The following is a 19,478-nucleotide window of genomic DNA, read 5'->3' as shown; positions in this document are numbered from 1 at the left end:
AGCGACACAATGCCCGCAACGGCTGGCACGAGTACGATGCGGCGCCTGCCATGCTCGGGGCGCGGCCTGCCTGTCCCGGCCAAGACATGCAGGTGCCGGCCAAGGCAGGCGGCCGCGACGAACCGCCAGCCCAACTCACCGGCGCAGCCATCCGATGCCGGTTCCTGCCGCTGCCGCAAACTCCGACCTGCCGCAAAGCGATGCTTCGCATTCTTGCTCCGCCGTGTCGCTGCGTCCTAGGGGCTGTTGACGTTTGCTGCGTGGATCGCGTTTGCGCCGATTTTGGCCGGATGCAAGGCGCGCAGTCCGCCGCATAGCATTCTATGCCAGGGCTGCGCAACGCCGCATCCGGCCAAAAGCGGCCAAACCCGCAGGGCCGGGCGCCTTTCGCGCCGACTCTTCGTTGTTTCGCGCTGGCAGAGAATGACTATGCGGCGCGCGAAACGCCTCGATTCGGCGCAAAATGGATCCCGGCGCGACCGCTCAGCAAACGTCAACAGCCCCTAACTCCTACGCCTGCCGCGGGAAACGGAGCGACGCCAAAGCGCTGTGCGCTTCACTCCGGAAACGCCCGACGCAGCAAGGCGGCCACATCCATCCGTCTGGCGTCCAGCGCCCCCAGCACCGGCCCCCAGCAGGCATCGGCGATGCGGCTGACGATGAAGCCGTCGGCCACCTGCTGCGGCGCATAGGCGCGCAGCAGGCAGCCTTGAACCGTCAGAACCAGCGACTGGGCCAAGCGCCGGCCCTGGATTTCCAGCTCTTCCGCCGGCCAGGCCGACAAATCGCGCAAATCGGCCAGCGCCGTGCGCAAGTCCGCATCGTCCCCCGCCAGCATGCGCAACTCGCTGAGCAGCCGCTGCCACGCTTCCGGCTCGCGATGGATGGATTTCATCATGTCCAGGCACATCACATTGCCGGAACCTTCCCAAATCGAGTTGACCGGCGCTTCGCGGTACAGCCGCGCCATCGGCCCGGCATCGACATAGCCGTTGCCGCCGAACACTTCCATCGCCTCGCCGCAAACCTCGACCGCCCGCTTGCATACCCAGAACTTGGCGGCCGGCAAGACGATGCGCTTCCACGCCGCCTCATCGCGCTCGAAGGCCTGGGCCAGCCGCGCCGCCAGCCACAAGGCCGCCTCGCTTTCCAGCGCCAGTTCCGTCAGCACCGCGCGCATCAAGGGCTGCTCCGCCAGCCGCCTGCCGAAAGCCATTCTCTGGCGAGCATAGGCAAGCGCCTGCACCACGCCCTGCCGCATCAAGGCGGCGCTGCCGATGACGCAATTGAGCCGGGTGTAAGTGGCCATCTCGATAATGGTGGGGATGCCGCGGCCGGCCTCGCCAATCAGCACGCCCCAGGCGTCCTGGAACTCGACTTCGCTGCTGGAATTGCTGCGGTTGCCCACCTTGTCTTTCAGCCGCTGCACCGCCACCGCGTTGCGGCTGCCGTCCGGCCGCCAGCGCGGCACGTAGAAGCAGGACGGCGCGCCGTCCGGCGTCTTGGCCACCACCAGATGGGCGTCGCTCATCGGCGCGGAAAAAAACCACTTGTGCCCGCGCAGCAGATATTCGCCGCCGCGCCCGCCCAGCCCGACCGGCGAGGCCTGGGTGGCATTGGCGCGCACATCGGAACCACCCTGCTTTTCGGTCATGCCCATGCCTATCCAGGCGGAAGCCTTTTCCTCCAGCGGTACGTCGCGGCTGTCATGGCCATAGCTGAACAGCTTGCTGCCGAGCTGAGACCACAACACCGGCTCCCGCTGCAGCAGCGGTATGGCGGCCTCAGTCATGGTGGCCGGGCACAACGATCCGGCCTCGACTTGGCCATGCAGATAAAAGCCCGCCAGGAAGGCCGCCCAGCGGCCGTTGCGCTCGCTATCGAATGGCAGGGACACCAGCCCCTGGCTGCGATACAACGCCAGCAGCTCATGCCAGGCCGGGTGAAAGTCGACCCGGTCTATGCGCCGTCCGCGGCTGTCGAACGCGGCGAGCTGCGGCGGAAAATGGTTGGCCAGTTCCGCCTGCTCAAACGTCTCCGCCCGGCCCAACTGGTCGCCATACCCCACCAGCCACGGCTCAGCCCAGCCGCCGCCGGTGCGCGCCAGCACCTCGCGCAGGGCGTTGTCGGTGACAAAAAGGTTGTAGTCGCGTAACTCGTCGTATTGATTGCTTACCTGATGGGTCTGCCAACTCATGCGCCGCTCCAAAGGAAAGCGCCGCCGGCGGCGGCGCCCAAATGAACGTGTTGCCTGATGGTTTCAGCATAGTGGATCCGGCTGAGCGGCACAGCCGGCCCAAAGCGCATCAGCGCAGCGGCAGGTAGACGTCGGTCAACAGCAGATGCTCAGGCGTGTCGCTGGCCAGGTTCAGATAATGGAAATACACAGGAAAATCGCGCGGCGTCTCGCCGCTGGCCGGCAGCCACGACCGGTACAGATACCACACGCTTTCGCCCAACTGATGGTGCGATCCCTGGTGGCGCACCACCGCGCAGCGGCCGCCGGGAATCTGCTTGGTGAGCACACCCTGCGGGTTGACCGGCACCGGCGCAGCCACGCTGCCGCAAATGTCAAAACGGAATCGCTCCGGTTCGACGGTTTCCGGATTGTCGTAAGCGATGCCGTAAGTCTGGCTGTTGGCAATCGGCGACAGGCCGCTCGCCTTGCGCCACTCGATGAAGCGCAGCGCGCTGTCGTTGACCCGCTCCGGCGGCCCCAGATGCTCCAGGGCGGCGACCATGATAGGCGCGACGGTAACGATTTTGACTTCCATTTCTTCCATCCTCTCACTGACGGGGGGCGTCATCCGCGCATGCCAGCCGACCCAATCGGGACGGCGGCGGAATTCGCTGGGCGATTGCCCCAGCGCCTGCCTGAAGGCGCGCGAAAATGACTCCGGATTGTCGAAACCGCAGTCCAGGGCGATGGCCGTGATGGCGCGCTGCGGCTGAAACGCCAGCCAGTACGATGCCCGGCGCAAGCGTTGCAAGGAGATATAGCGCGCCACGCTCACGCCCAGATACGCCGAGAACTGGCGGTGAAAATGGAAGGGCGAGAAATGGGCCACCCGGCTCAACTGTTCCACGCTGAGCGGCTGGTCGAGGTGTCTCTCGATGTAGTTCAACACTCTGCCGAAGCGCCGCGCGTAGCGGTCCGTCTTGTCCATGTCCGTCCTCCATGGCCGCCACTATGCCGCAGCGCGCGGCGGTCTTCTTGACCTGGCTTGCTGTGTCGGCCCTGCCGGCGCAGGCGCAATGTCACACGCCCAACCGCCCCTCGCGCTGCAAACGCGCCGCCAGATGCAGGAAGGCGCGCGCCGCCGGCGTGGCTTCGCTCTCGCTCAACACCGCCAGCCCGACGCGGCGCTTCACCGGCGGCGACAAGGGCCGGCTGACATAGCCGGCCGGATACGGCACCTTTGGCAGCGCCATTTCGGCCACCAGCGTCACCGCCTCGCCGCTGGCGACGATTTCCAGCGTGCTCAGCAGTTGGGCGCAGCGGTAGCGGATATTCGGCCGCAGCCGCGCCGCCTGGAACAGATGGCTGACCAGCTCTGCGGAGCCGGCCTCGGTCAACACGAAGGGATCGCCGCAAAGCTCGGCCAGCGTCAGCGCAGGCTTGCCAGCCAAGGCGTGATGAGCCGGCAGCACCGCCACCATCTGGTCCTCCAGCAGCGCGCAGGTATCGAAGCGCGGCTCCGGCAGCACCACGAAGCCGACGTCGATCCGCCGGTCCTGCAGCCACTGCAGCACCAGGCGGTCCGGCCCCTCGTCGATATGAATCTCGATGCCGGGATACTGCGCGCGATAGCGGGCCAGAATGGCCGGCAGCAGCCGCATCGACGAGGTGGGGCCAAACGAGCCGATGCGCAGCGTGCCCTGGCGCATGCCGCGCGCGTCGGCGGCTTCCTGCCGCACCGTCTCCGCCAGGCCCAGCATGCCGCGCATCCGCGGCAACAGCTGGCGGCCGATGTCGCTCAACTCCACCCGGCCCTGCCGGCGCTGCAACAACTCGACATCGAGCTCGCGCTCCAGTTGGCGAATGGCGTGCGACACCGCCGATTGCGAGATGCGCAGCCGCGCCGCAGCGGCGGTGAAACCCTGCAGCTCCGCCACCAGCGAGAAGATCTGCAGCTGGGTCAGCGTCATGGTTGCGCCCCAAGTCATGAGTAAAAGCTCATTTTACCATGACTCGCATTCGGCATAAAAATATGCAATTACAAGCAGAACAATCACCACTACCAGCATGCCGGCGGCCCAGCCCGCCCGGACACGGCCATGCCGTCATGCCCGTCACGGAGCCGGACACCATGAATGCATCCTCTTTCGCCGCCACCGACGGCGTTTCGACGCTGTGGCCCGAGATCAACGGCCACTTCCTGTCGCTGCGGGGCATCCCGGACAGCCTGCAGCCGCAAGACCGCGGCCAGGCCGTCTACCGCCAGATTCTGGTCGGTTTCGACGCTGTCACTTCCTGCGAGCTGAAGGATCTGTACAAGTTCACCCTCTGTCTGCAGCAACTGGACAAAGACGAAACCCGGCGTCCCGAGCTGCGGCAGCTGGTGGCGGCTTTCCAGGCCTGGGTCCGCTTTGACTACACCGCGGCGCGGCGGCACTTCCGCCAGCATCTGCGGCAATACCCCACCGACGTGGTCGCGCTGTTCTGCGCCCATATGTTCGACTTCTGCACCAGCCAGACGCCGGAGCTGATGTCCGACCTGGCGCTGTTCGATGAGCATATCGACGCCAACCACCCGCTGTATTCGTATTACCTGGGCATCAAGGCCTTCGTCCATGTCGAGGCCGGCCAGCCGCAGCCGGCGCTGAAGCTGGGGCTGGAATCGCTGCGCCACTGTCCTGACAACATCTACGGCATCCACGCGGTGGCCCACGCCCTGCATGAGCGCGAATGCTGGCAGGAACTGTGCATCTTCCTGGAACAATGCCGCCCGCAGTGGATAGACAATGCCGGCATGCGCATGCACGTCTACTGGCATCTGGCCATCGCCTACGAAAAAAGCGAGCAGGCCGAACGCTCGGTCGAAACCTTTCATGAGATGTACGCGCTGAAGGACAGCCTGTTCGCCAAACAGGACCTGGACGCCGTCGCCTTCCTGTGGCGCTACCGGCTGCGCCACCCGGAGGACCGCCGTTTCGACAGCGAATGGCGCAAGTTGGCAGGCCTGTGGAGCGGCAGCATCGGCTCGTCGATGTCCTACTTCCACCGTCTGCACGCGGCGCTGGCCTTCGCCGCCAGCGAGCAACCGTTCCTGATCGAAAAGCTGATCGCCGAGAGCGACGGTTTCGGCCTGGACGCGGCCACCCATCAGACTGGCATCGCCATTCTGCAGGCCATCCTGGACTTCGCTCATGGCCGCTACGACGACTGTCAACGGCGGCTGCGCGATCAGCAATCCCGCTGGGACGTGCTGGGCGGCAGCCGCGCCCAGCGCGAGCTGCTGCCGCTGACCCAGCAGGCCTGCGAACAACGCCGCGCCGCCGCCCGCGCCACGGATGCCGCCCTCCATGCCTGACCACCGCGCCTCGCCCCGCCTGTATCTGCAACTGGCCCTGGTCTCGGTGATCTGGGGCGGCACCTTCATCGCCGGCCGCCTGCTGGCCGGCAGCGTGCCGCCGCTGTTGGCCGCCAGCCTGCGTTTCGGCATCGCCAGCCTGACGCTGCTGGCCTTCCTGGCCGCCACGCGCACGCCGCTGGTCCGCCCCAGCCGCCGCCAGGCGCTGCGGCTGCTGCTGTTGGGCTTCTTCGGCATCTTCGGCTACAACCTATGCTTCTTCTACGGCCTGCAGCACGTCAGCGCCGCCCGCGCCTCGCTGATCGTCGCGCTGAATCCGGCGATGATCGCGCTGGCTTCTTTCATCCTGCTGAAAGAAGCGCTGCCGCCGGTCAAGCTCTCTGGCGTGGCGCTATGCCTGGCCGGCGCCGGGCTGGTCATCGTCGGCAAGAACGGCAACGCGCTGGCCGGTGGCTGGGCCGGCGATCTGCTGATCCTGGGCTGCGTGGCCAGTTGGGTGGTGTACAGCGTCGGCTCGCGCGGCCTGTCGCGCAGCCTGGGACCATTGCAGACCGTCACCTGGTCCATCCTGCTCGGCACCGCCATGCTGTGGGCGGTCACTTGGGCGCAGGGCGCCGCCGATGTGGCCGCCATCGTCCGGCTGACGCCGGCGCAGTGGGCCGGGCTGCTGTATCTGGGCGCGCTCGGTTCCGCGCTGGCCTATATCTGGTACTACGACGGCATCAAGCAGATAGGACCCACCCGCTCCGGCGCCTTCATCGCCCTCAATCCGCTGACCGCGGTGCTACTGGGCGCGGCGCTGCTGGGCGAGCGTTTGACGCCCGCCATGGCGGCCGGCGGCGCGCTGGCCATCGCCGGCATCATGCTGTGCAATCTCGCCATCGGGCCTGCTTGGCGCAAACCGGCTCAGCCGCTGCCGTCGCGCCCAAGCTAAGACGTTTGTCAGCCCGCCGTCGCGGGCGGATAATCGCCGTCCGTTTGACGAGGATGCAAACCATGGACGATATGAAGGTGCGCCTGTCCAAGCGCATGGTGGAACTGGGACTATGCTCGCGGCGCGAGGCCGACGCCTGCATCGAGCAAGGGTTGGTCAAGGTGGACGGCGCCGTCGTCACCACGCTGGGCGCGCGCGTGCTGCCGGAACAGCAGATCACGCTGGCCGGCAAGCCGCAAGCGCTGGCGACGCTGCCGGTCACCCTGCTGCTCAACCGCCCTGCCGGCGACATCGAGCCGCCGGCGCAGCGAGTGGGGCCGGACAGCCGCTCGCCGCAAGATGTCTCCGAGCAAATCTGGCTGGCGCGCCACCGCCAGCATCTGATAAGCATCGGCGCCGTCGATGAGCTGTGCCACGGCCTGGTCGTGCTGACCCAGGACAAGAAGCTGCCGCGCCGCCTGGCCGAGTGCGAAATGGAGTTCCTGCTGCAAGTGGAGCGCGCCCCCGCCGCGGAGGAGTTGAAAGCGCGCGTCGCCGCCATCAAACTGGATGGCAAACCCTTGCGGCAATGCAAGATCAGCCGTCAAAGCGACCATCAACTGCGCTGCGTCGTCTACTCGCCGCGCGCCGGCTTCTTCGATGAAATCAGCCGCCAGCTCGGTGTCCGCCTGCAAGGCGCGCGCTGCATCCGCATCGGCCGCCTCGCCTTGTCCGGCCTGCAGCCGGGAGAATGGCGCTATCTGCAGCCCTTCGAGCGCTTTTAGTTCGCAAGCCGCTCCGATGCGGCCGCGCCTGCCCGCATGACGCCGGATTAATATAAGCAAATTTATCGGAACTAGCCTTCCGATATACCGTCTTTATATTATTCAGTCTTTCACGCGGAACTTTGCCCATGCATCACGACACCCCCCTGATCACCACCATCGTCGGCGGCCTGGTGTTTGCCTTCGCGCTTGGCGCCTTGGCCTTACGCCTGCGTCTGCCGCCGCTGGTGGGATATCTCACGGCCGGCATTCTGGTCGGCCCGTTCACGCCCGGCTTCCAGGCCGATACCGTGCTGGCCCCGGAACTGGCGGAACTGGGGGTCATTCTGCTGATGTTCGGCGTAGGCCAGCATTTCTCGATCAAGGACCTGCTGGCGGTGAAGGCCATCGCCGTGCCCGGCGCGCTGGCGCAAATCGCCTTTGCCACGCTGCTGGGCATGGGGCTGTCGCACTTCCTGGGCTGGTCGCCGGGCGAAGGCCTGGTATTCGGCTTGGCGCTGTCCGTGGCCAGCACCGTGGTCCTGCTGCGCTCGCTGGAGGAAAACGGCTGGCTGGAAAGCGAGGATGGCAAGATCGCCGTCGGCTGGCTGGTGGTGGAAGACTTGGTGATGGTGATCACCCTGGTGCTGCTGCCGGCCTTCGCCGGCATGCTGAACGGCGGCCAGATCGCGCTGTCCTGGTCGCAGCTCGGTTGGACGCTGGCCATCACCATGGCCAAGGTGGCGGCTTTCGTCGCGCTGATGCTGCTGGTGGGGCGCCGCTTCATTCCGTGGATGCTGGAGCAGATCGTCCGCACCGGCAACCGCGAGCTGTTCCGTCTCGGGGTGCTGGCCACAGCCCTGGGCGTGGCTTACGGCGCCACCCAGCTGTTCCAGATCTCCTTCGCGCTGGGCGCCTTCTTCGCCGGCATGGTGCTGGCCGAGTCGCCGTTCAGCCATCGCGCCGCCGAGGAGTCGCTGCCGCTGCGCGAAGCCTTCGCCGTGCTGTTCTTCGTCTCTGTCGGCATGCTGCTGGACCCGGAGGTGCTGCTGAAAGATACCGCGGTATTGTTGGCCACGGTTTTCATCATCGTCATCGGCAAGTCGGCGATGGCCTACGGCATCGTGCGGCTGTTCCGCCGCAGCCGCCACACCAGCCTGCGCATCGCCGCCAGCCTGTCGCAAATCGGCGAATTCTCGTTCATCCTGGCCGGCCTGGGCATCTCGCTGGGCTTGCTCAGCGCGCGCGGCCAGGCGCTGATTCTGGCCGGCGCCATCGTTTCCATCCTGCTCAACCCGATGATGTTCGCGCTGGCGGAGCGCTATGCCGCCAGATCGACGGCCAAAGCCTAAACGCTCAAAAAACAATTGAACGGCGTAGCCGCCGGCTATGGTAGAATCGCGCGCAACATGTTCAATTTGCTATGAAAAAACTCATCGCCGCCTTCTGCCTGCTATGCCTGATCCTGCCGGTTTCGGCCGGCCGCCTGCTGCCCGACAACCTGGTGGTCGGCACGCTGGGCGCGATGGACGAAGCCGGCATCGATTTCGTCCGCCACGACCGCACGCTGCTGCAGCGTCTGGGCGCGCTGATCGCAGCGGAGTCCAGCCATTTCGCGCTGACGCCTGGCGTGCGCATTCTCGATGACCACAACCGCTTCCTGCTGAGCGGGCATTTGAACAATCTGAACGGCCGCACCGTCGGTGTGACCTTCGATCAGCAAGGCAATATCAACCGCATCTGGGTGCTGGGCGATGACGAAATCGAGGCGCTGAAACAGCGCCAGACCCAGACCCCTCCCTGAAACCGAATACAGCTGGAAACCCGAGTAGCAATGAAGAAGGTATACATCAAGACCTTCGGCTGCCAGATGAACGAGTACGATTCCGACAAGATGGCGGACGTGCTGGGCAGCGCCGAAGGCATGGTCAAGACGGACAATCCGGAAGAAGCCGACGTCATCCTGTTCAACACCTGTAGCGTGCGCGAAAAGGCGCAGGAAAAGGTATTCTCCGACCTCGGCCGCATCCGCCCGCTGAAGGAAGCCAACCCCAATCTGATCATCGGCGTGGGCGGCTGCGTGGCCAGCCAGGAAGGCGAAGCCATCGTCAAGCGCGCGCCGTATGTGGACGTGGTGTTCGGCCCGCAAACGCTGCACCGGCTGCCGGATTTGATCCACAGCCGCCAGCAAAGCGGCCGCTCGCAGGTGGACATCTCCTTCCCTGAGATCGAAAAGTTCGACCACATCCCGCCTGCCAAGGTGGACGGCGGCGCGGCCTTCGTCTCCATCATGGAAGGCTGTTCCAAATACTGCTCGTTCTGCGTGGTGCCCTACACCCGCGGCGAGGAAGTGTCGCGCCCGTTCGAGGATGTGCTGACCGAGATCGCCGGCCTGGCCGCGCAGGGCGTCAAGGAAATCACCCTCCTGGGCCAGAACGTCAACGCCTATCGCGGCATGATGAGCGACGGCGAGATCGCCGACTTCGCCCTGCTCTTGGAATACGTGCACGAAGTGCCGGGCGTGGAGCGCATCCGCTTCACCACCAGCCACCCGCGCGAGTTCTCCCAACGCATCATCGACTGCTACGCCAAGCTGCCCAAGCTGGTCTCCCACCTGCACCTGCCGGTGCAGAGCGGCTCCGACCGCGTGCTGATGGCGATGAAGCGCGGCTACACCGGCCTGGAATACAAGTCCATCATCCGCAAGCTGCGCGCCATCCGGCCGGACCTGTGCCTGAGCTCGGACTTCATCGTCGGCTTCCCCGGCGAAACCGAAGCCGACTTCGAACAGACGTTGAAACTGGTGCGCGACTGCGAGTTCGACTTCAGCTTCGTCTTCATCTACAGCCCGCGTCCCGGCACGCCGGCGGCCAATCTGCCGGACGACACGCCGCATGCCGAGAAGGTGCGTCGCTTGGAAGCGCTGAACGAGGTCATCGAGGCCAAGGGCTTCGCCATCAACCAGTCCATGGTCGGCACCGTGCAGCGCGTGCTGGTGGAAAATGTGTCGAAGCGGGATGCCGCCATGCTGGCGGCGCGCACCGCGAACAACCGCGTCGTCAACTTCGCCGGCCACCCGCGCCTGTTGGGCCAGATGATAGACGTCAAGATCACCGCCGCCTTCCCGCATTCGCTGGCCGGCGAGGTGGTGACCAGCGAAAGCGTCTGACCGCGCGCCGGCTCGGCTTGCTAGGCAATGCAGATTGCGTGGCGTATGCTGGGCCGGTTTCCCGCACGGAGGATGAAGCATGTTCATCGCCTCGCTGACCTATACCACGCCGCTATCCGACGTGGATGCCCTGTTGCTGGACCTGGACAACATCCTGCTTGACGACAGCCACGCCGCCGTTTTTGAACAGTTAAGCCAATAATTGCACAACGCATGAGCACGAGCGAATCCCTGAGCTTCAACCCGGTGGACAACGACAGGCTGGCCCGCCTTTCCGGCCCGCTGGACGAAAACCTGAAACAGATCGAAACCGGACTGGATGTGGTCATCCAGCGCCGCGGCGAAGCCTTCCGCGTGCAGGGTCCGGCCGCCAAGCTGGCGGTGGAGGCGCTGACCCGGCTCTACCTCCAAGCGGACAAGCAGGACATCTCCATCGACGACGTGCAGCTGTCGCTGGTGGAACTGCGCCAGACGCCATCCAGCGCCGAGCAGGAGGAGTCGCCGGTGCTGGCGACGCGCCGCGGCGACCTGCGCGGCCGCACGCCAAACCAGGCGCGCTACATCAAGGCCATTCAGCAACATGACGTCACCTTCGGCATCGGCCCGGCCGGCACCGGCAAGACCTATCTGGCCGTCGCCTGCGCGGTGGACGCGATGGAGCGCGACGCGGTCAAGCGCATCGTGCTGGTGCGCCCGGCGGTGGAGGCCGGCGAAAAGCTGGGCTTCCTGCCCGGCGATCTGGCGCAGAAAGTGGACCCATATCTGCGTCCGCTATACGACGCGCTGTACGACCTGATGGGTTTCGACCGCGTCACCCGGCTGTTTGAGAAAAATCTGATCGAGATCGCGCCGCTGGCCTATATGCGCGGCCGCACGCTGAACCACGCCTTCATCATCCTGGACGAGGCACAGAACACCACGCCGGAGCAGATGAAGATGTTCCTGACCCGGATCGGCTTCGGCTCCAAGGCGGTGATCACCGGCGACGTGACCCAGATCGACCTGGCGCGCCATCAAAAAAGCGGTCTGGTCGAAGTGGAGCGCATCCTCGGCCAGGTGCGCGGCATCCATTTCCATCATTTCACCAGCCACGACGTAGTGCGCCATCCCCTGGTGCAGAAAATCGTCGATGCCTACGATCAATACCAAAGCAAGCAAGATGAAAAAAGCTAAACGCAACCCGCTGCCGGCCCGCCTGGCGGCGCGGCTGGAGCTGACCCTGGACGTGCGCAGCGACGCCGTCCAGCTGCCCGCGCCGGCGCTGATCCGCCGCGCCTGCCAGGCCGCGCTGCGGCGCGAGGTCAAACAGGCCCAAGTCAGCATCGTCATCGTCGATGCCGCTGAAGGCCGTCAGCTCAACAACGATTACCGCGGCAAGGATTATGCGACCAACGTCCTGTCCTTCGCGCTGAACGAGGGCGAACCTGTGGCAGGCCTGCCCTTGTTCGGCGATCTGGTGCTGTGCGCGCCGGTCGTCGAAAAAGAAGCCGCCGAGCAGAACAAGGACCTGATGGCGCACTACGCCCACCTCTTGGTCCACGGCATGCTGCACCTGCAAGGCTTCGATCACGAGGCGGATGACGAGGCCGAAGTGATGGAAGCGCTTGAAACCGTCATCGTTAAACAGCTAGGATATCCCGATCCCTACCACGAGGAGCACCTCTAAGAAATGGAAGACCCCAGTAAACCGCGGCCCAGTTGGCTTGAACGCCTGTCCACCATGCTCATGCGCGAGCCGGAGGACCGCGAGGATCTGATCGAGCTGCTGCACAACGCTTTCGAACGCAATCTCCTGGATGCCGAAGCCCTCGGCATGATCGAGGGGGTGCTCGAAGTCAGCGAACTGACTGTCCGGGACGTGATGATCCCGCGCAGCCAGATGCACGTGCTCAACATCGACGATCCGATCTCGCGCTTCCTGCCGACTGTGATCGACAGCGGCCATTCGCGCTTCCCGGTGATAGGCGAGAGCAAGGATGATGTGCAAGGCATCCTGCTGGCCAAGGAATTGCTGCGTTACTTCCATGCGCCCGCCACCTTCAATCTGAAGAATGTGCTGCGCCCAGCGGTGTTCGTGCCGGAATCCAAGCCGCTGAACGTACTGCTGCGCGACTTTCGCGCCACCCACAACCACATGGCGGTGGTGGTGGACGAATACGGCGGCGTCTGCGGCCTGGTCACCATCGAAGACGTGATCGAACAGATCGTCGGCGACATCGAAGACGAATACGATATCGACGACGAGGAGGACGACATCGTCCCGGTGCGCGGCAACGAGCGCTACCGCGTCAAGGCGCTGACCGAGATCGAAGACTTCAACCATTACTTCGGCACCGAATATTCCGATGACGACGTCGACACCGTCGGCGGCCTGGTCATCTCGCTGACCGGCCACCTGCCCAAGCGCGGCGAGAAGATCGAGGCCGCCGGCCTGCGCTTCACCGTGCTGCGCGCCGACAGCCGCCGCCTGGACACGCTGCTGGTGGAGCGCATCCAGGCCTCTGTCAGCGTGCCGGAATAAGGCCTATGCTGAAAGCGGCTGGCCTCGGCCAGCCGCCTCCCCACTACTGCACACGATACGCTAGCCGATGAGAATCCTGTTCCTGCTGCTGGCCGCCGCGCTAGCCGGCGCCCTGACCCTGTTCGCCTTCGCCCCCTACCGGATGTTCTGGCTGATGCCGCTATGCCTGGCCGCGCTGATCGAGCTGCTGCAGCGCGAACCGCGCCGCGCCTTCTGGATAGGCTATGTCTGGGGCGTCTCCGCCTATGCCAGCAATTTCAAATGGATCTACGACAGCCTGCATGACGTGGCCGGCCTGCCGGCCTGGATTGCCGCGCCGCTGGTGCTGCTGCTGCCGGCCTATCTGGGGCTGTATCCCGGTCTGGCCTCATGGATTGCCTGCCGCATCGACTCGCGCCCCTCTGTGCGCTGGCTGATCGCCTTTCCCGCAGCCTGGGAACTCGGCGAATGGCTGCGCAGCTGGGTGATGACCGGCTTCCCCTGGGCCGCCGCCGGCTACTCCCAGATCACGGAAAGCCCGCTGTCCGGCTATGCGCCGATCGGCGGCATCCATCTGGTCAATTATCTGGTGGCCCTGTCGGCCGGCGGCCTGATCATGCTGGCGCGAGGCGGCATGCGCCAGCGGCTGGCCATCCTGCTGGCCGCCGCGCTGGTATGGAGCAGCGGCTTCTGGCTGCGCGACCGGGAGTGGACCACGCCGGACGGCAAGCCCATCACCGTGGCGCTGGCCCAGGGCAATATCGCGCAAGAGATGAAGTGGTCGCCGGAGAATCTTGAGCAATCGCTGCTGACCTACTACCGCCAGGTGGCGAAAACCCGCGCCGACCTGATGATCCTGCCGGAAACCGCGCTGCCCTTGTTCCTGGATGATCTGCCGTCTGGCTATCTGACCATGATGCGCGGCGAGGCCAAGCGTTCCGGCATGGCGCTGGCCAGCGGCGTGCCGCGCCGCACCAACGACGGCCGCGGTTATCTGAATGCCGTGGTCGCGCTGAGCGATCCGAAGATGCCCTACTACGCCAAGGACCATCTGGTGCCGTTCGGCGAGTTCGTGCCGCTGCCGGGCTTGATCGGCTGGATCTACCAGCATATGGACATGCCGCTGTCCGGCTTCAGCCGCGGCGGCGCCGACCAGCCGCCGCTGGAACTGGCCGGGCACAAGGTGGCGTTCAACGTCTGCTATGAGGACAGTTTCGGCGAAGAGCTGATCGGCCCCGCCGCCAAGGCCGGCATGCTGGCCAATGTCAGCAACCTGGCCTGGTTCGGCAAGAGCGAGGCCATGAGCCAGCATCTGCAGCTGTCGCAGGCGCGTTCGCTGGAAACCGGCCGTTATATGCTGCGCGCCACCAATAACGGCATGACGGCCATCATCCGGCCGGACGGCGAGATTTCCGCCATCGCCGCGCCGTTCACCACCCAGGTGCTGACCGGCTTCGCCGAGAGCCGCCAAGGACTGACGCCGTATATGCAGGCCGGCAATCTGCCGGTGGTAGCCGGCTGCGGCGCCTTGCTGTTGCTGGCGCTCGCCCTCGGTTGGCGCCGACGCGGCCGCTATTGAGCGGGACATGAAAACATAAAGCGGCGGCGCATCCCTCAACGCGCCGCCGCTTTTTCATGACACGCCCGCCGCCTCACTTATCGACGCTGAAGCGCGATACCAGCTGCCGCAGATTGGCCGCCAATTGGTACATATTGTGGATGGCTTGCGAAGCCGCATTCGACGCCTCGGCGTTGCTGGTGGCGCTCTGGGCGATTTTTTCCACATGCTCGGCGATATGCTGGCTAGCCACGCTCTGTTCCTGCAGCGCGAAGGCGATGTCGCCCACCACATCGATCACGCCGTTGGCGCTGTCCTGAATCCGCGCGATCTCCGCCCCGGCCTGTTCCGCCAAGCCCAAGCCGGACTTCACCCGCGCCACCGCCTCCTCCATGCTGTGGCGGGAATGCTCGGCCCCCTGCTGCACATCCTGGATCATGGCGGCGATTTCCTGCGTCGCCTGCGCCGTGCGTTCGGACAGCTTGCGCACCTCGTCGGCCACCACGGCGAAGCCGCGCCCCATCTCGCCGGCGCGCGCCGCCTCGATCGCCGCGTTCAAGGCCAGCAGATTGGTCTGATCGGCGATGTCGCGGATCACCTGCATGATGCTGGATATGGTTTGGGTTTTGTCGGCCAGGCTGGTGATGATGCCGGAAGTCTGATCGACCGCGTCGTTGATGCGGCGCATCTCGTCCACCGCCTCCGCGATCACCGCGCCGCCGCTCTTGGACAATGTGCCGGATTCCTTGGCCAGATTGCGCGCGTCCTGCGAACGGTCGGAAATGTGGTTGACGCTGACCGTCAGCTGTTCAATCGACGCCGCCATCGACGTGGCGGCGGAGCTTTGCTGCTCGGATCCGCGCCCGACGGCCTCGGCCTCGCTGGTCACTTCCTTGCTGACCAGGGACAACTGATGGGCCCCGTCCATGATGTCGCGCACCAGCCGTTGCAACTCCTGCTGCATGGTGCTGACCGCGGCCATCAGGCTGCTGCTGTCGCCGGCGCGGACCGCAACCGGCTCCGACAAGCGACCGGCCGCGATGCGCTTGACCACCGCCACCGTTTCTTGCGGATCGCCGCCCAATTGCCCGAGCACATTGCGCAGAATCATGCCGCCCAAACTCAGCAACAGCAGCAGCGCCAGCAGCATCAAGCCGCCCAGCCACAATAGCTCATGCCGGAACGCGGCCTCGACGTCATCCAGATAGATGCCGGAGCCGACGATCCAATGCCAGCGCGGCGTGGTCGTCACATAGGACAGCTTGGGCTGCGGCGTAGAAAAGCCCGGCTTGCTCCACACATATTCGCCGAATCCGCCGCCGCCGGGCGACGAGATCGCATTCTGGAACAGCGTCTTCAACTCGATGCCATTCGGGTCTTTCACCCCCGCCAGATTCTTGCCGATCAATTCCGGCTTGGCGCCATGCGCGACATAGGTCCAGTCGGCATCATAGGCAAAGAAATAGTCTGACTTGTCGTAATGCATAGCACTCAGCACTTTGGACACCGTGCGTTTGGCATCGGCCTCGCTGATCTTGCCGCTGTCCACCAGCTGCTCGTAGGCGCTCACCAGGGAAACCGCGCTTTCCACCAGATTGCGCACCTTGTCCTGCCGGTCCTGCATCATGCTGTGCCGCTGGTTGAACACGCTGATCACACCCAGCACACAGACCACCAACACCGCAATCAGCATCAATCCCTGCAGACGGACCTTCAGGCTCAATCCCGTCGCTTTTTCCATCGCCCGCTCCTTCCCACCCACCTGCCGCTTATTGTTCTATCCACAGCCAGGCTGCGCGCAGCCTGGACGCCGCGCCCCCGCGCGGCACCGTCCCCTGGTGTAAAAAAGCCCGGATCATCCGGGCTTTCCGCCGTCAGTCGCGGCGCTGGCTCATACGTGGAAACTGGAGAACAGCTGTCGCATATTGTTGGCCGACTGCGTCAGGCTGGACAGCGTGTCGCGCACCGTCTGCAAGGCGTCGTCGCTGTCCACGATGCGGCCGTTGATCTGCTCGGTACTCTGCGCGATCAGGGTGGTGGCCTTGTGCTGCTCGCTGGTGGACAAGGTGATTTCGTTCATCTTGGCCATGACTTCCTGCATCGCCTGCTGGATCTGCTCGATGCGCTCCACCGCGCTCTGCGTCAGCTCCACGCCGCCATCCACCGAGTTGACGGTGCGCTGCATATTGTTCACCGCCTGGCTGGTTTCCTCGCGTATGGTGCTGACCATGCCGGAGATTTCCACCGTCGCCTGGCCGGTGCGCTCAGCCAGCTTGCGCACTTCGTCGGCCACCACGGCGAAGCCGCGGCCCATCTCGCCGGCGCGGGCAGCCTCGATCGCCGCGTTCAGCGCCAGCAGATTGGTCTGGTCGGCGATGTCCTTGATCACATTGGTGATGCCGCTGATTTGCTGAGAGCGCTGGTCCAGAGAGGCCAGCATGCTGGACAGGCCCTTGACCGCATCCACCGTGCTGTTCATTTCGTTGGAGATGCGCAGCATGCCGCTGGCGCTATCGCTGGAGACGTCGCCGGTATGATTGACCAGCGTGTCCGCTTCGCGCGCCGCATCGGCGATATGCGAGATGCTGACGGTGATCTCCTCCAGCGTGGCGGCGTTGGAGCTGGACACATCGGCGATCTGCCGCGAGTCGTGCGCCACCTTGTCCACCGTGTGGGTAACGCTTTCGACGCCGTTGGTCACGCGCTCGGCCTCTTCCTTCAACGCCAGGAACATCTTCTGCAACTGATCGATGAAGCGGTTGAAGGCGGTGGCAGTTTCGGCGATCTCGTCCTGGCCGCTGACCTGGATGCGGCGCGTCAGATCGCCCTCGCCTTGGGAGATTTCCAGCATTGCGCCGCGCAGGCGGCCCAGACCGGACAGCATCTTGCTCAGTATCACGCTGGCCACGACCGCGAGGATGGCGACGCACACCGCGCCCAGGCCGATGATGGTCAACAACAAGGTGCGCAAGGGATTGGTCACCACGGTCTCATCGGTCACCACGCCCAGCAGCCAGTTGGTGCCTTCCACCGGCTGGACTTCCACCAACTTGTTCTCACCGCCGATCTGCACCGGCACCATGCCGTTGCTCGCCGCCAACTGGGTCAAGCGATCGCCGGTCAGTTCCGGCACTTTTTCGGTCAGCGGTTTCAGCGTCAGGCTGCCGTCCGGGTGGGCAATCACTTTGCCGGTCTTGTCGACCAGGAAAGCGTAGCCGTTGCCGCGCAATTTCACCGACAGCACGGTCTTCACCAGATCGTCGATGAAGATGTCGCCGCCCACCACCGCCTTCAAGCCGCTGCCGTCTTTGACCGGGGAGACGAAAGTGACCACCAGTTTCTTGGTGTCGAAGTCCACATAGGGATCGGATACGCCGGGATTGCCGCTGGCCGCCGCCTGCTGATACCACGGCCGCGCCACCGGGTCATAGCCCTGCGGCTGCGGCTTCATGTCCGAACGTATCATCACGTGCTGCGCGGTGCCGATATAGGTCATGTCGAAGCCGCCCGCCTGGCTCAGCCGCGCCAGCGTTTGCCGGGGATCCTGATCCGCCACCAGCGGATTGGCCGCGATCACCACGCCCACCTTGCTCTTGTACCAGCTGGCCACCAAGCCGGCATAGCCCTTTGAGGTGCCATCCAGCTCATTCTCCACGCCTTGGATGATTTCATTGCGCATCTGGCCGTAAACCAGGATCGTGATCACAACGCCCAGTACCACCAGCAGCAGGGCAATAAAAGCAATCAGCTTGACTCGCAAAGAGCGCATACCACTTCCTCCAGATCCCCAATCGCTTGCGAAGCCATCACAGCTTGGAACTTCGCCGTGTCTGGCGCCATCTATCATGTCTTTACCTACTCAGGTTTAGCCCGTAATCGCGCAAACCTCAACGGATAAACCGTAACACAATCATCTTTCCCCGCAACTTGGCGCCATTTGGTGGCCGTGCCGGCCTGCCAGGCACTCGCGAAGAAATCGTCCTACAATCTGCCGCGCCCCCAATGTAAATTGTCGGTGAAATATATGCAATGGTTCTCTTACAAACCTACCGCAACAAACCATGTGTTTTGGTTAAAGATTTTGTCATAGCCATTTTTCACCACTTGCAGCCCGCAACTACCCATTCGCCTGACGAGCTGATAGCATCGCAGCAAATCGATGGAGCCGCGCCATGCAATTGACATCCCTGTTTGTCCACCCGCTGAAATCGACACGCGGCATTGCCACCACCCGCGCCTACGCCGGCAAACTGGGCCTGCTGCATGACCGCGAATGGCTGATCGCCAGCCCCGATGGGAAACAGATCACCGCCCGCACCCATCCGCACCTGCTCAGGTTGAAAGTCGAGCTGCTGCCGGGCGGCATCCTGCTGCACTATCCCGACAAATCGCCGATTTTCGCGATGGCCACCGTCTACACCCAAGCCCATCCCGCGCAGGTATGGAAGGACAGCTTCACTGCCTGCCACGGCGATGTCCGCGTCGATGCCTGGCTGTCCGACATCGTCGGCGCCGACTGCCGCTTGCTATGGCTGGGCGCCGAATCGCAGCGCCCCTACCCGGACTCGAACAAGATGAGCTTTGCCGACGGCCACCCTTATCTGTTGGTCAACCAAGCCTCGCTCGATGCGCTCAACCGCGAGCTGCAACAGCCCGTCAGCCTGCGTCATTTTCGGCCCAATCTGGTCGTCGATGGCGACTACCCGTGGATCGAGGACGAATGGCAGCGCATCCGCATCGGCGAAGTCGAATTTGAAATCACCGGGCCGTGCACGCGCTGCGTGCTGACCACCGTCGATCCGCAAAGCGGTGAAAAGGATCCCGGCGGCGAACCGCTGCAGACGCTGGTGCGCACGCGGCGGCGGGAAGAGGGCGTCTGTTTCGGCGTGAATCTGCGCGCCCGCAATGAGGGCATCCTGACCTTAGGCGATCCCGTCGAAATCCTCAGCGAGCGTTACAGCTTCTAGGGGCTGTTGACGTTTGGAGAGCGGTCGCGCCGGGATGCGTTTTGCGCCGAATCGAGGCGTTTCGCGCGCCGCA

17 protein-coding genes are annotated in these 19,478 nt (G+C 64.5%); 12 read left to right on the top strand and 5 right to left on the bottom strand.

Features of this window, described 5'->3' with window-relative positions:
- Positions 1 to 556: 556 nt before the first annotated feature.
- The 3 genes from QUG01_RS18935 to QUG01_RS18925 all read right to left on the bottom strand — a co-directional run bounded on the left by QUG01_RS18935 (position 557) and on the right by QUG01_RS18925 (position 4,149).
- Complete coding sequence (locus tag QUG01_RS18935) at positions 557 to 2,197, bottom strand: acyl-CoA dehydrogenase family protein (protein ID WP_500831444.1); 1,641 nt, start codon at positions 2,195 to 2,197, stop codon at positions 557 to 559.
- 109 nt (positions 2,198 to 2,306) lie between these two features.
- Positions 2,307 to 3,167, bottom strand: a complete 861-nt coding sequence (locus QUG01_RS18930) for an AraC family transcriptional regulator (RefSeq protein WP_500831443.1) — start codon at positions 3,165 to 3,167, stop codon at positions 2,307 to 2,309.
- A gap of 91 nt (positions 3,168 to 3,258) precedes the next feature.
- On the bottom strand, positions 3,259 to 4,149 hold the full coding sequence (locus QUG01_RS18925) for a LysR family transcriptional regulator (RefSeq protein WP_500831442.1): 891 nt from the start codon (positions 4,147 to 4,149) through the stop codon (positions 3,259 to 3,261).
- Positions 4,150 to 4,310: 161 nt separating this feature from the next.
- Between QUG01_RS18925 and QUG01_RS18920 the strand changes: the two genes are divergently transcribed.
- From QUG01_RS18920 to lnt, 11 genes are all read left to right on the top strand, one after another.
- Positions 4,311 to 5,534, top strand: a complete 1,224-nt coding sequence (locus tag QUG01_RS18920; protein WP_500831441.1) for a tetratricopeptide repeat protein — start codon at positions 4,311 to 4,313, stop codon at positions 5,532 to 5,534.
- Positions 5,527 to 6,468, top strand: a complete 942-nt coding sequence (locus QUG01_RS18915; protein ID WP_500831440.1) for a DMT family transporter — start codon at positions 5,527 to 5,529, stop codon at positions 6,466 to 6,468. Before QUG01_RS18920 ends, QUG01_RS18915 begins: the two co-directional genes overlap by 8 nt.
- Positions 6,469 to 6,530: 62 nt before the next feature.
- Positions 6,531 to 7,232, top strand: coding sequence for a S4 domain-containing protein (locus QUG01_RS18910; protein ID WP_500831439.1), 702 nt, complete (start codon positions 6,531 to 6,533; stop codon positions 7,230 to 7,232).
- A gap of 128 nt (positions 7,233 to 7,360) precedes the next feature.
- Positions 7,361 to 8,563 carry a cation:proton antiporter domain-containing protein gene (locus QUG01_RS18905; RefSeq protein WP_500831438.1) on the top strand — a complete coding sequence of 401 codons (1,203 nt, stop codon included), beginning with the start codon at positions 7,361 to 7,363 and terminating at the stop codon, positions 8,561 to 8,563.
- Positions 8,564 to 8,634: 71 nt separating this feature from the next.
- Positions 8,635 to 9,015: a hypothetical protein gene (locus tag QUG01_RS18900; protein ID WP_500831437.1), complete on the top strand. Its 381-nt coding sequence runs from the start codon at positions 8,635 to 8,637 to the stop codon at positions 9,013 to 9,015.
- A gap of 30 nt (positions 9,016 to 9,045) precedes the next feature.
- The gene (gene miaB / locus QUG01_RS18895; RefSeq protein WP_500831436.1) at positions 9,046 to 10,380 is read left to right on the top strand and encodes a tRNA (N6-isopentenyl adenosine(37)-C2)-methylthiotransferase MiaB; all 1,335 of its coding nucleotides are present in this window, start codon (positions 9,046 to 9,048) and stop codon (positions 10,378 to 10,380) included.
- Between the two features lie 79 nt (positions 10,381 to 10,459).
- Positions 10,460 to 10,582 carry a hypothetical protein gene (locus QUG01_RS18890; RefSeq protein ID WP_500831435.1) on the top strand — a complete coding sequence of 41 codons (123 nt, stop codon included), beginning with the start codon at positions 10,460 to 10,462 and terminating at the stop codon, positions 10,580 to 10,582.
- 11 nt (positions 10,583 to 10,593) lie between these two features.
- Positions 10,594 to 11,553, top strand: coding sequence for a PhoH family protein (locus QUG01_RS18885; protein ID WP_500831434.1), 960 nt, complete (start codon positions 10,594 to 10,596; stop codon positions 11,551 to 11,553).
- Positions 11,540 to 12,046: an rRNA maturation RNase YbeY gene (ybeY, locus tag QUG01_RS18880; protein ID WP_500831433.1), complete on the top strand. Its 507-nt coding sequence runs from the start codon at positions 11,540 to 11,542 to the stop codon at positions 12,044 to 12,046. Before QUG01_RS18885 ends, ybeY begins: the two co-directional genes overlap by 14 nt.
- Before the next feature lie 3 nt (positions 12,047 to 12,049).
- Positions 12,050 to 12,901 (top strand): CorC family transporter, encoded by an 852-nt coding sequence (locus QUG01_RS18875; RefSeq protein ID WP_500831432.1) that lies wholly within the window; start codon positions 12,050 to 12,052, stop codon positions 12,899 to 12,901.
- A 67-nt stretch (positions 12,902 to 12,968) separates the two neighbouring features.
- On the top strand, positions 12,969 to 14,459 hold the full coding sequence (lnt, locus tag QUG01_RS18870; protein WP_500831431.1) for an apolipoprotein N-acyltransferase: 1,491 nt from the start codon (positions 12,969 to 12,971) through the stop codon (positions 14,457 to 14,459).
- Positions 14,460 to 14,532: 73 nt separating this feature from the next.
- Here lnt and QUG01_RS18865 read toward each other — a convergent pair whose 3' ends face one another.
- Positions 14,533 to 16,179 carry a methyl-accepting chemotaxis protein gene (locus tag QUG01_RS18865; protein WP_500831430.1) on the bottom strand — a complete coding sequence of 549 codons (1,647 nt, stop codon included), beginning with the start codon at positions 16,177 to 16,179 and terminating at the stop codon, positions 14,533 to 14,535.
- A 150-nt stretch (positions 16,180 to 16,329) separates the two neighbouring features.
- The gene (locus QUG01_RS18860; protein WP_500831429.1) at positions 16,330 to 18,207 is read right to left on the bottom strand and encodes a methyl-accepting chemotaxis protein; all 1,878 of its coding nucleotides are present in this window, start codon (positions 18,205 to 18,207) and stop codon (positions 16,330 to 16,332) included.
- Between the two features lie 403 nt (positions 18,208 to 18,610).
- Here QUG01_RS18860 and QUG01_RS18855 point away from each other — a divergent pair, with 403 nt between their 5' ends.
- Positions 18,611 to 19,405: an MOSC domain-containing protein gene (locus tag QUG01_RS18855; protein WP_500831428.1), complete on the top strand. Its 795-nt coding sequence runs from the start codon at positions 18,611 to 18,613 to the stop codon at positions 19,403 to 19,405.
- The last annotated feature ends 73 nt before the right edge of the window (positions 19,406 to 19,478 follow it).

The sequence above is a fragment of the Chromobacterium sp. CCUG 76385 genome, assembly GCF_059916625.1.
This window is presented reverse-complemented; position numbering and strand designations above follow the sequence as displayed.

What these genes read in the sequence shown, in the direction of transcription:
- QUG01_RS18935 (WP_500831444.1), bottom strand. Translation starts at nt 2,197, where the DNA reads ATGAGTTGGCAGACCCATCAGGTAAGCAATCAATACGACGAGTTACGC.
- QUG01_RS18930 (WP_500831443.1), bottom strand. Translation starts at nt 3,167, where the DNA reads ATGGACAAGACGGACCGCTACGCGCGGCGCTTCGGCAGAGTGTTGAAC.
- QUG01_RS18925 (WP_500831442.1), bottom strand. Translation starts at nt 4,149, where the DNA reads ATGACGCTGACCCAGCTGCAGATCTTCTCGCTGGTGGCGGAGCTGCAG.
- QUG01_RS18920 (WP_500831441.1), top strand. Translation starts at nt 4,311, where the DNA reads ATGAATGCATCCTCTTTCGCCGCCACCGACGGCGTTTCGACGCTGTGG.
- QUG01_RS18915 (WP_500831440.1), top strand. Translation starts at nt 5,527, where the DNA reads ATGCCTGACCACCGCGCCTCGCCCCGCCTGTATCTGCAACTGGCCCTG.
- QUG01_RS18910 (WP_500831439.1), top strand. Translation starts at nt 6,531, where the DNA reads ATGGACGATATGAAGGTGCGCCTGTCCAAGCGCATGGTGGAACTGGGA.
- QUG01_RS18905 (WP_500831438.1), top strand. Translation starts at nt 7,361, where the DNA reads ATGCATCACGACACCCCCCTGATCACCACCATCGTCGGCGGCCTGGTG.
- QUG01_RS18900 (WP_500831437.1), top strand. Translation starts at nt 8,635, where the DNA reads ATGAAAAAACTCATCGCCGCCTTCTGCCTGCTATGCCTGATCCTGCCG.
- miaB (WP_500831436.1), top strand. Translation starts at nt 9,046, where the DNA reads ATGAAGAAGGTATACATCAAGACCTTCGGCTGCCAGATGAACGAGTAC.
- QUG01_RS18890 (WP_500831435.1), top strand. Translation starts at nt 10,460, where the DNA reads ATGTTCATCGCCTCGCTGACCTATACCACGCCGCTATCCGACGTGGAT.
- QUG01_RS18885 (WP_500831434.1), top strand. Translation starts at nt 10,594, where the DNA reads ATGAGCACGAGCGAATCCCTGAGCTTCAACCCGGTGGACAACGACAGG.
- ybeY (WP_500831433.1), top strand. Translation starts at nt 11,540, where the DNA reads ATGAAAAAAGCTAAACGCAACCCGCTGCCGGCCCGCCTGGCGGCGCGG.
- QUG01_RS18875 (WP_500831432.1), top strand. Translation starts at nt 12,050, where the DNA reads ATGGAAGACCCCAGTAAACCGCGGCCCAGTTGGCTTGAACGCCTGTCC.
- lnt (WP_500831431.1), top strand. Translation starts at nt 12,969, where the DNA reads ATGAGAATCCTGTTCCTGCTGCTGGCCGCCGCGCTAGCCGGCGCCCTG.
- QUG01_RS18865 (WP_500831430.1), bottom strand. Translation starts at nt 16,179, where the DNA reads ATGGAAAAAGCGACGGGATTGAGCCTGAAGGTCCGTCTGCAGGGATTG.
- QUG01_RS18860 (WP_500831429.1), bottom strand. Translation starts at nt 18,207, where the DNA reads ATGCGCTCTTTGCGAGTCAAGCTGATTGCTTTTATTGCCCTGCTGCTG.
- QUG01_RS18855 (WP_500831428.1), top strand. Translation starts at nt 18,611, where the DNA reads ATGCAATTGACATCCCTGTTTGTCCACCCGCTGAAATCGACACGCGGC.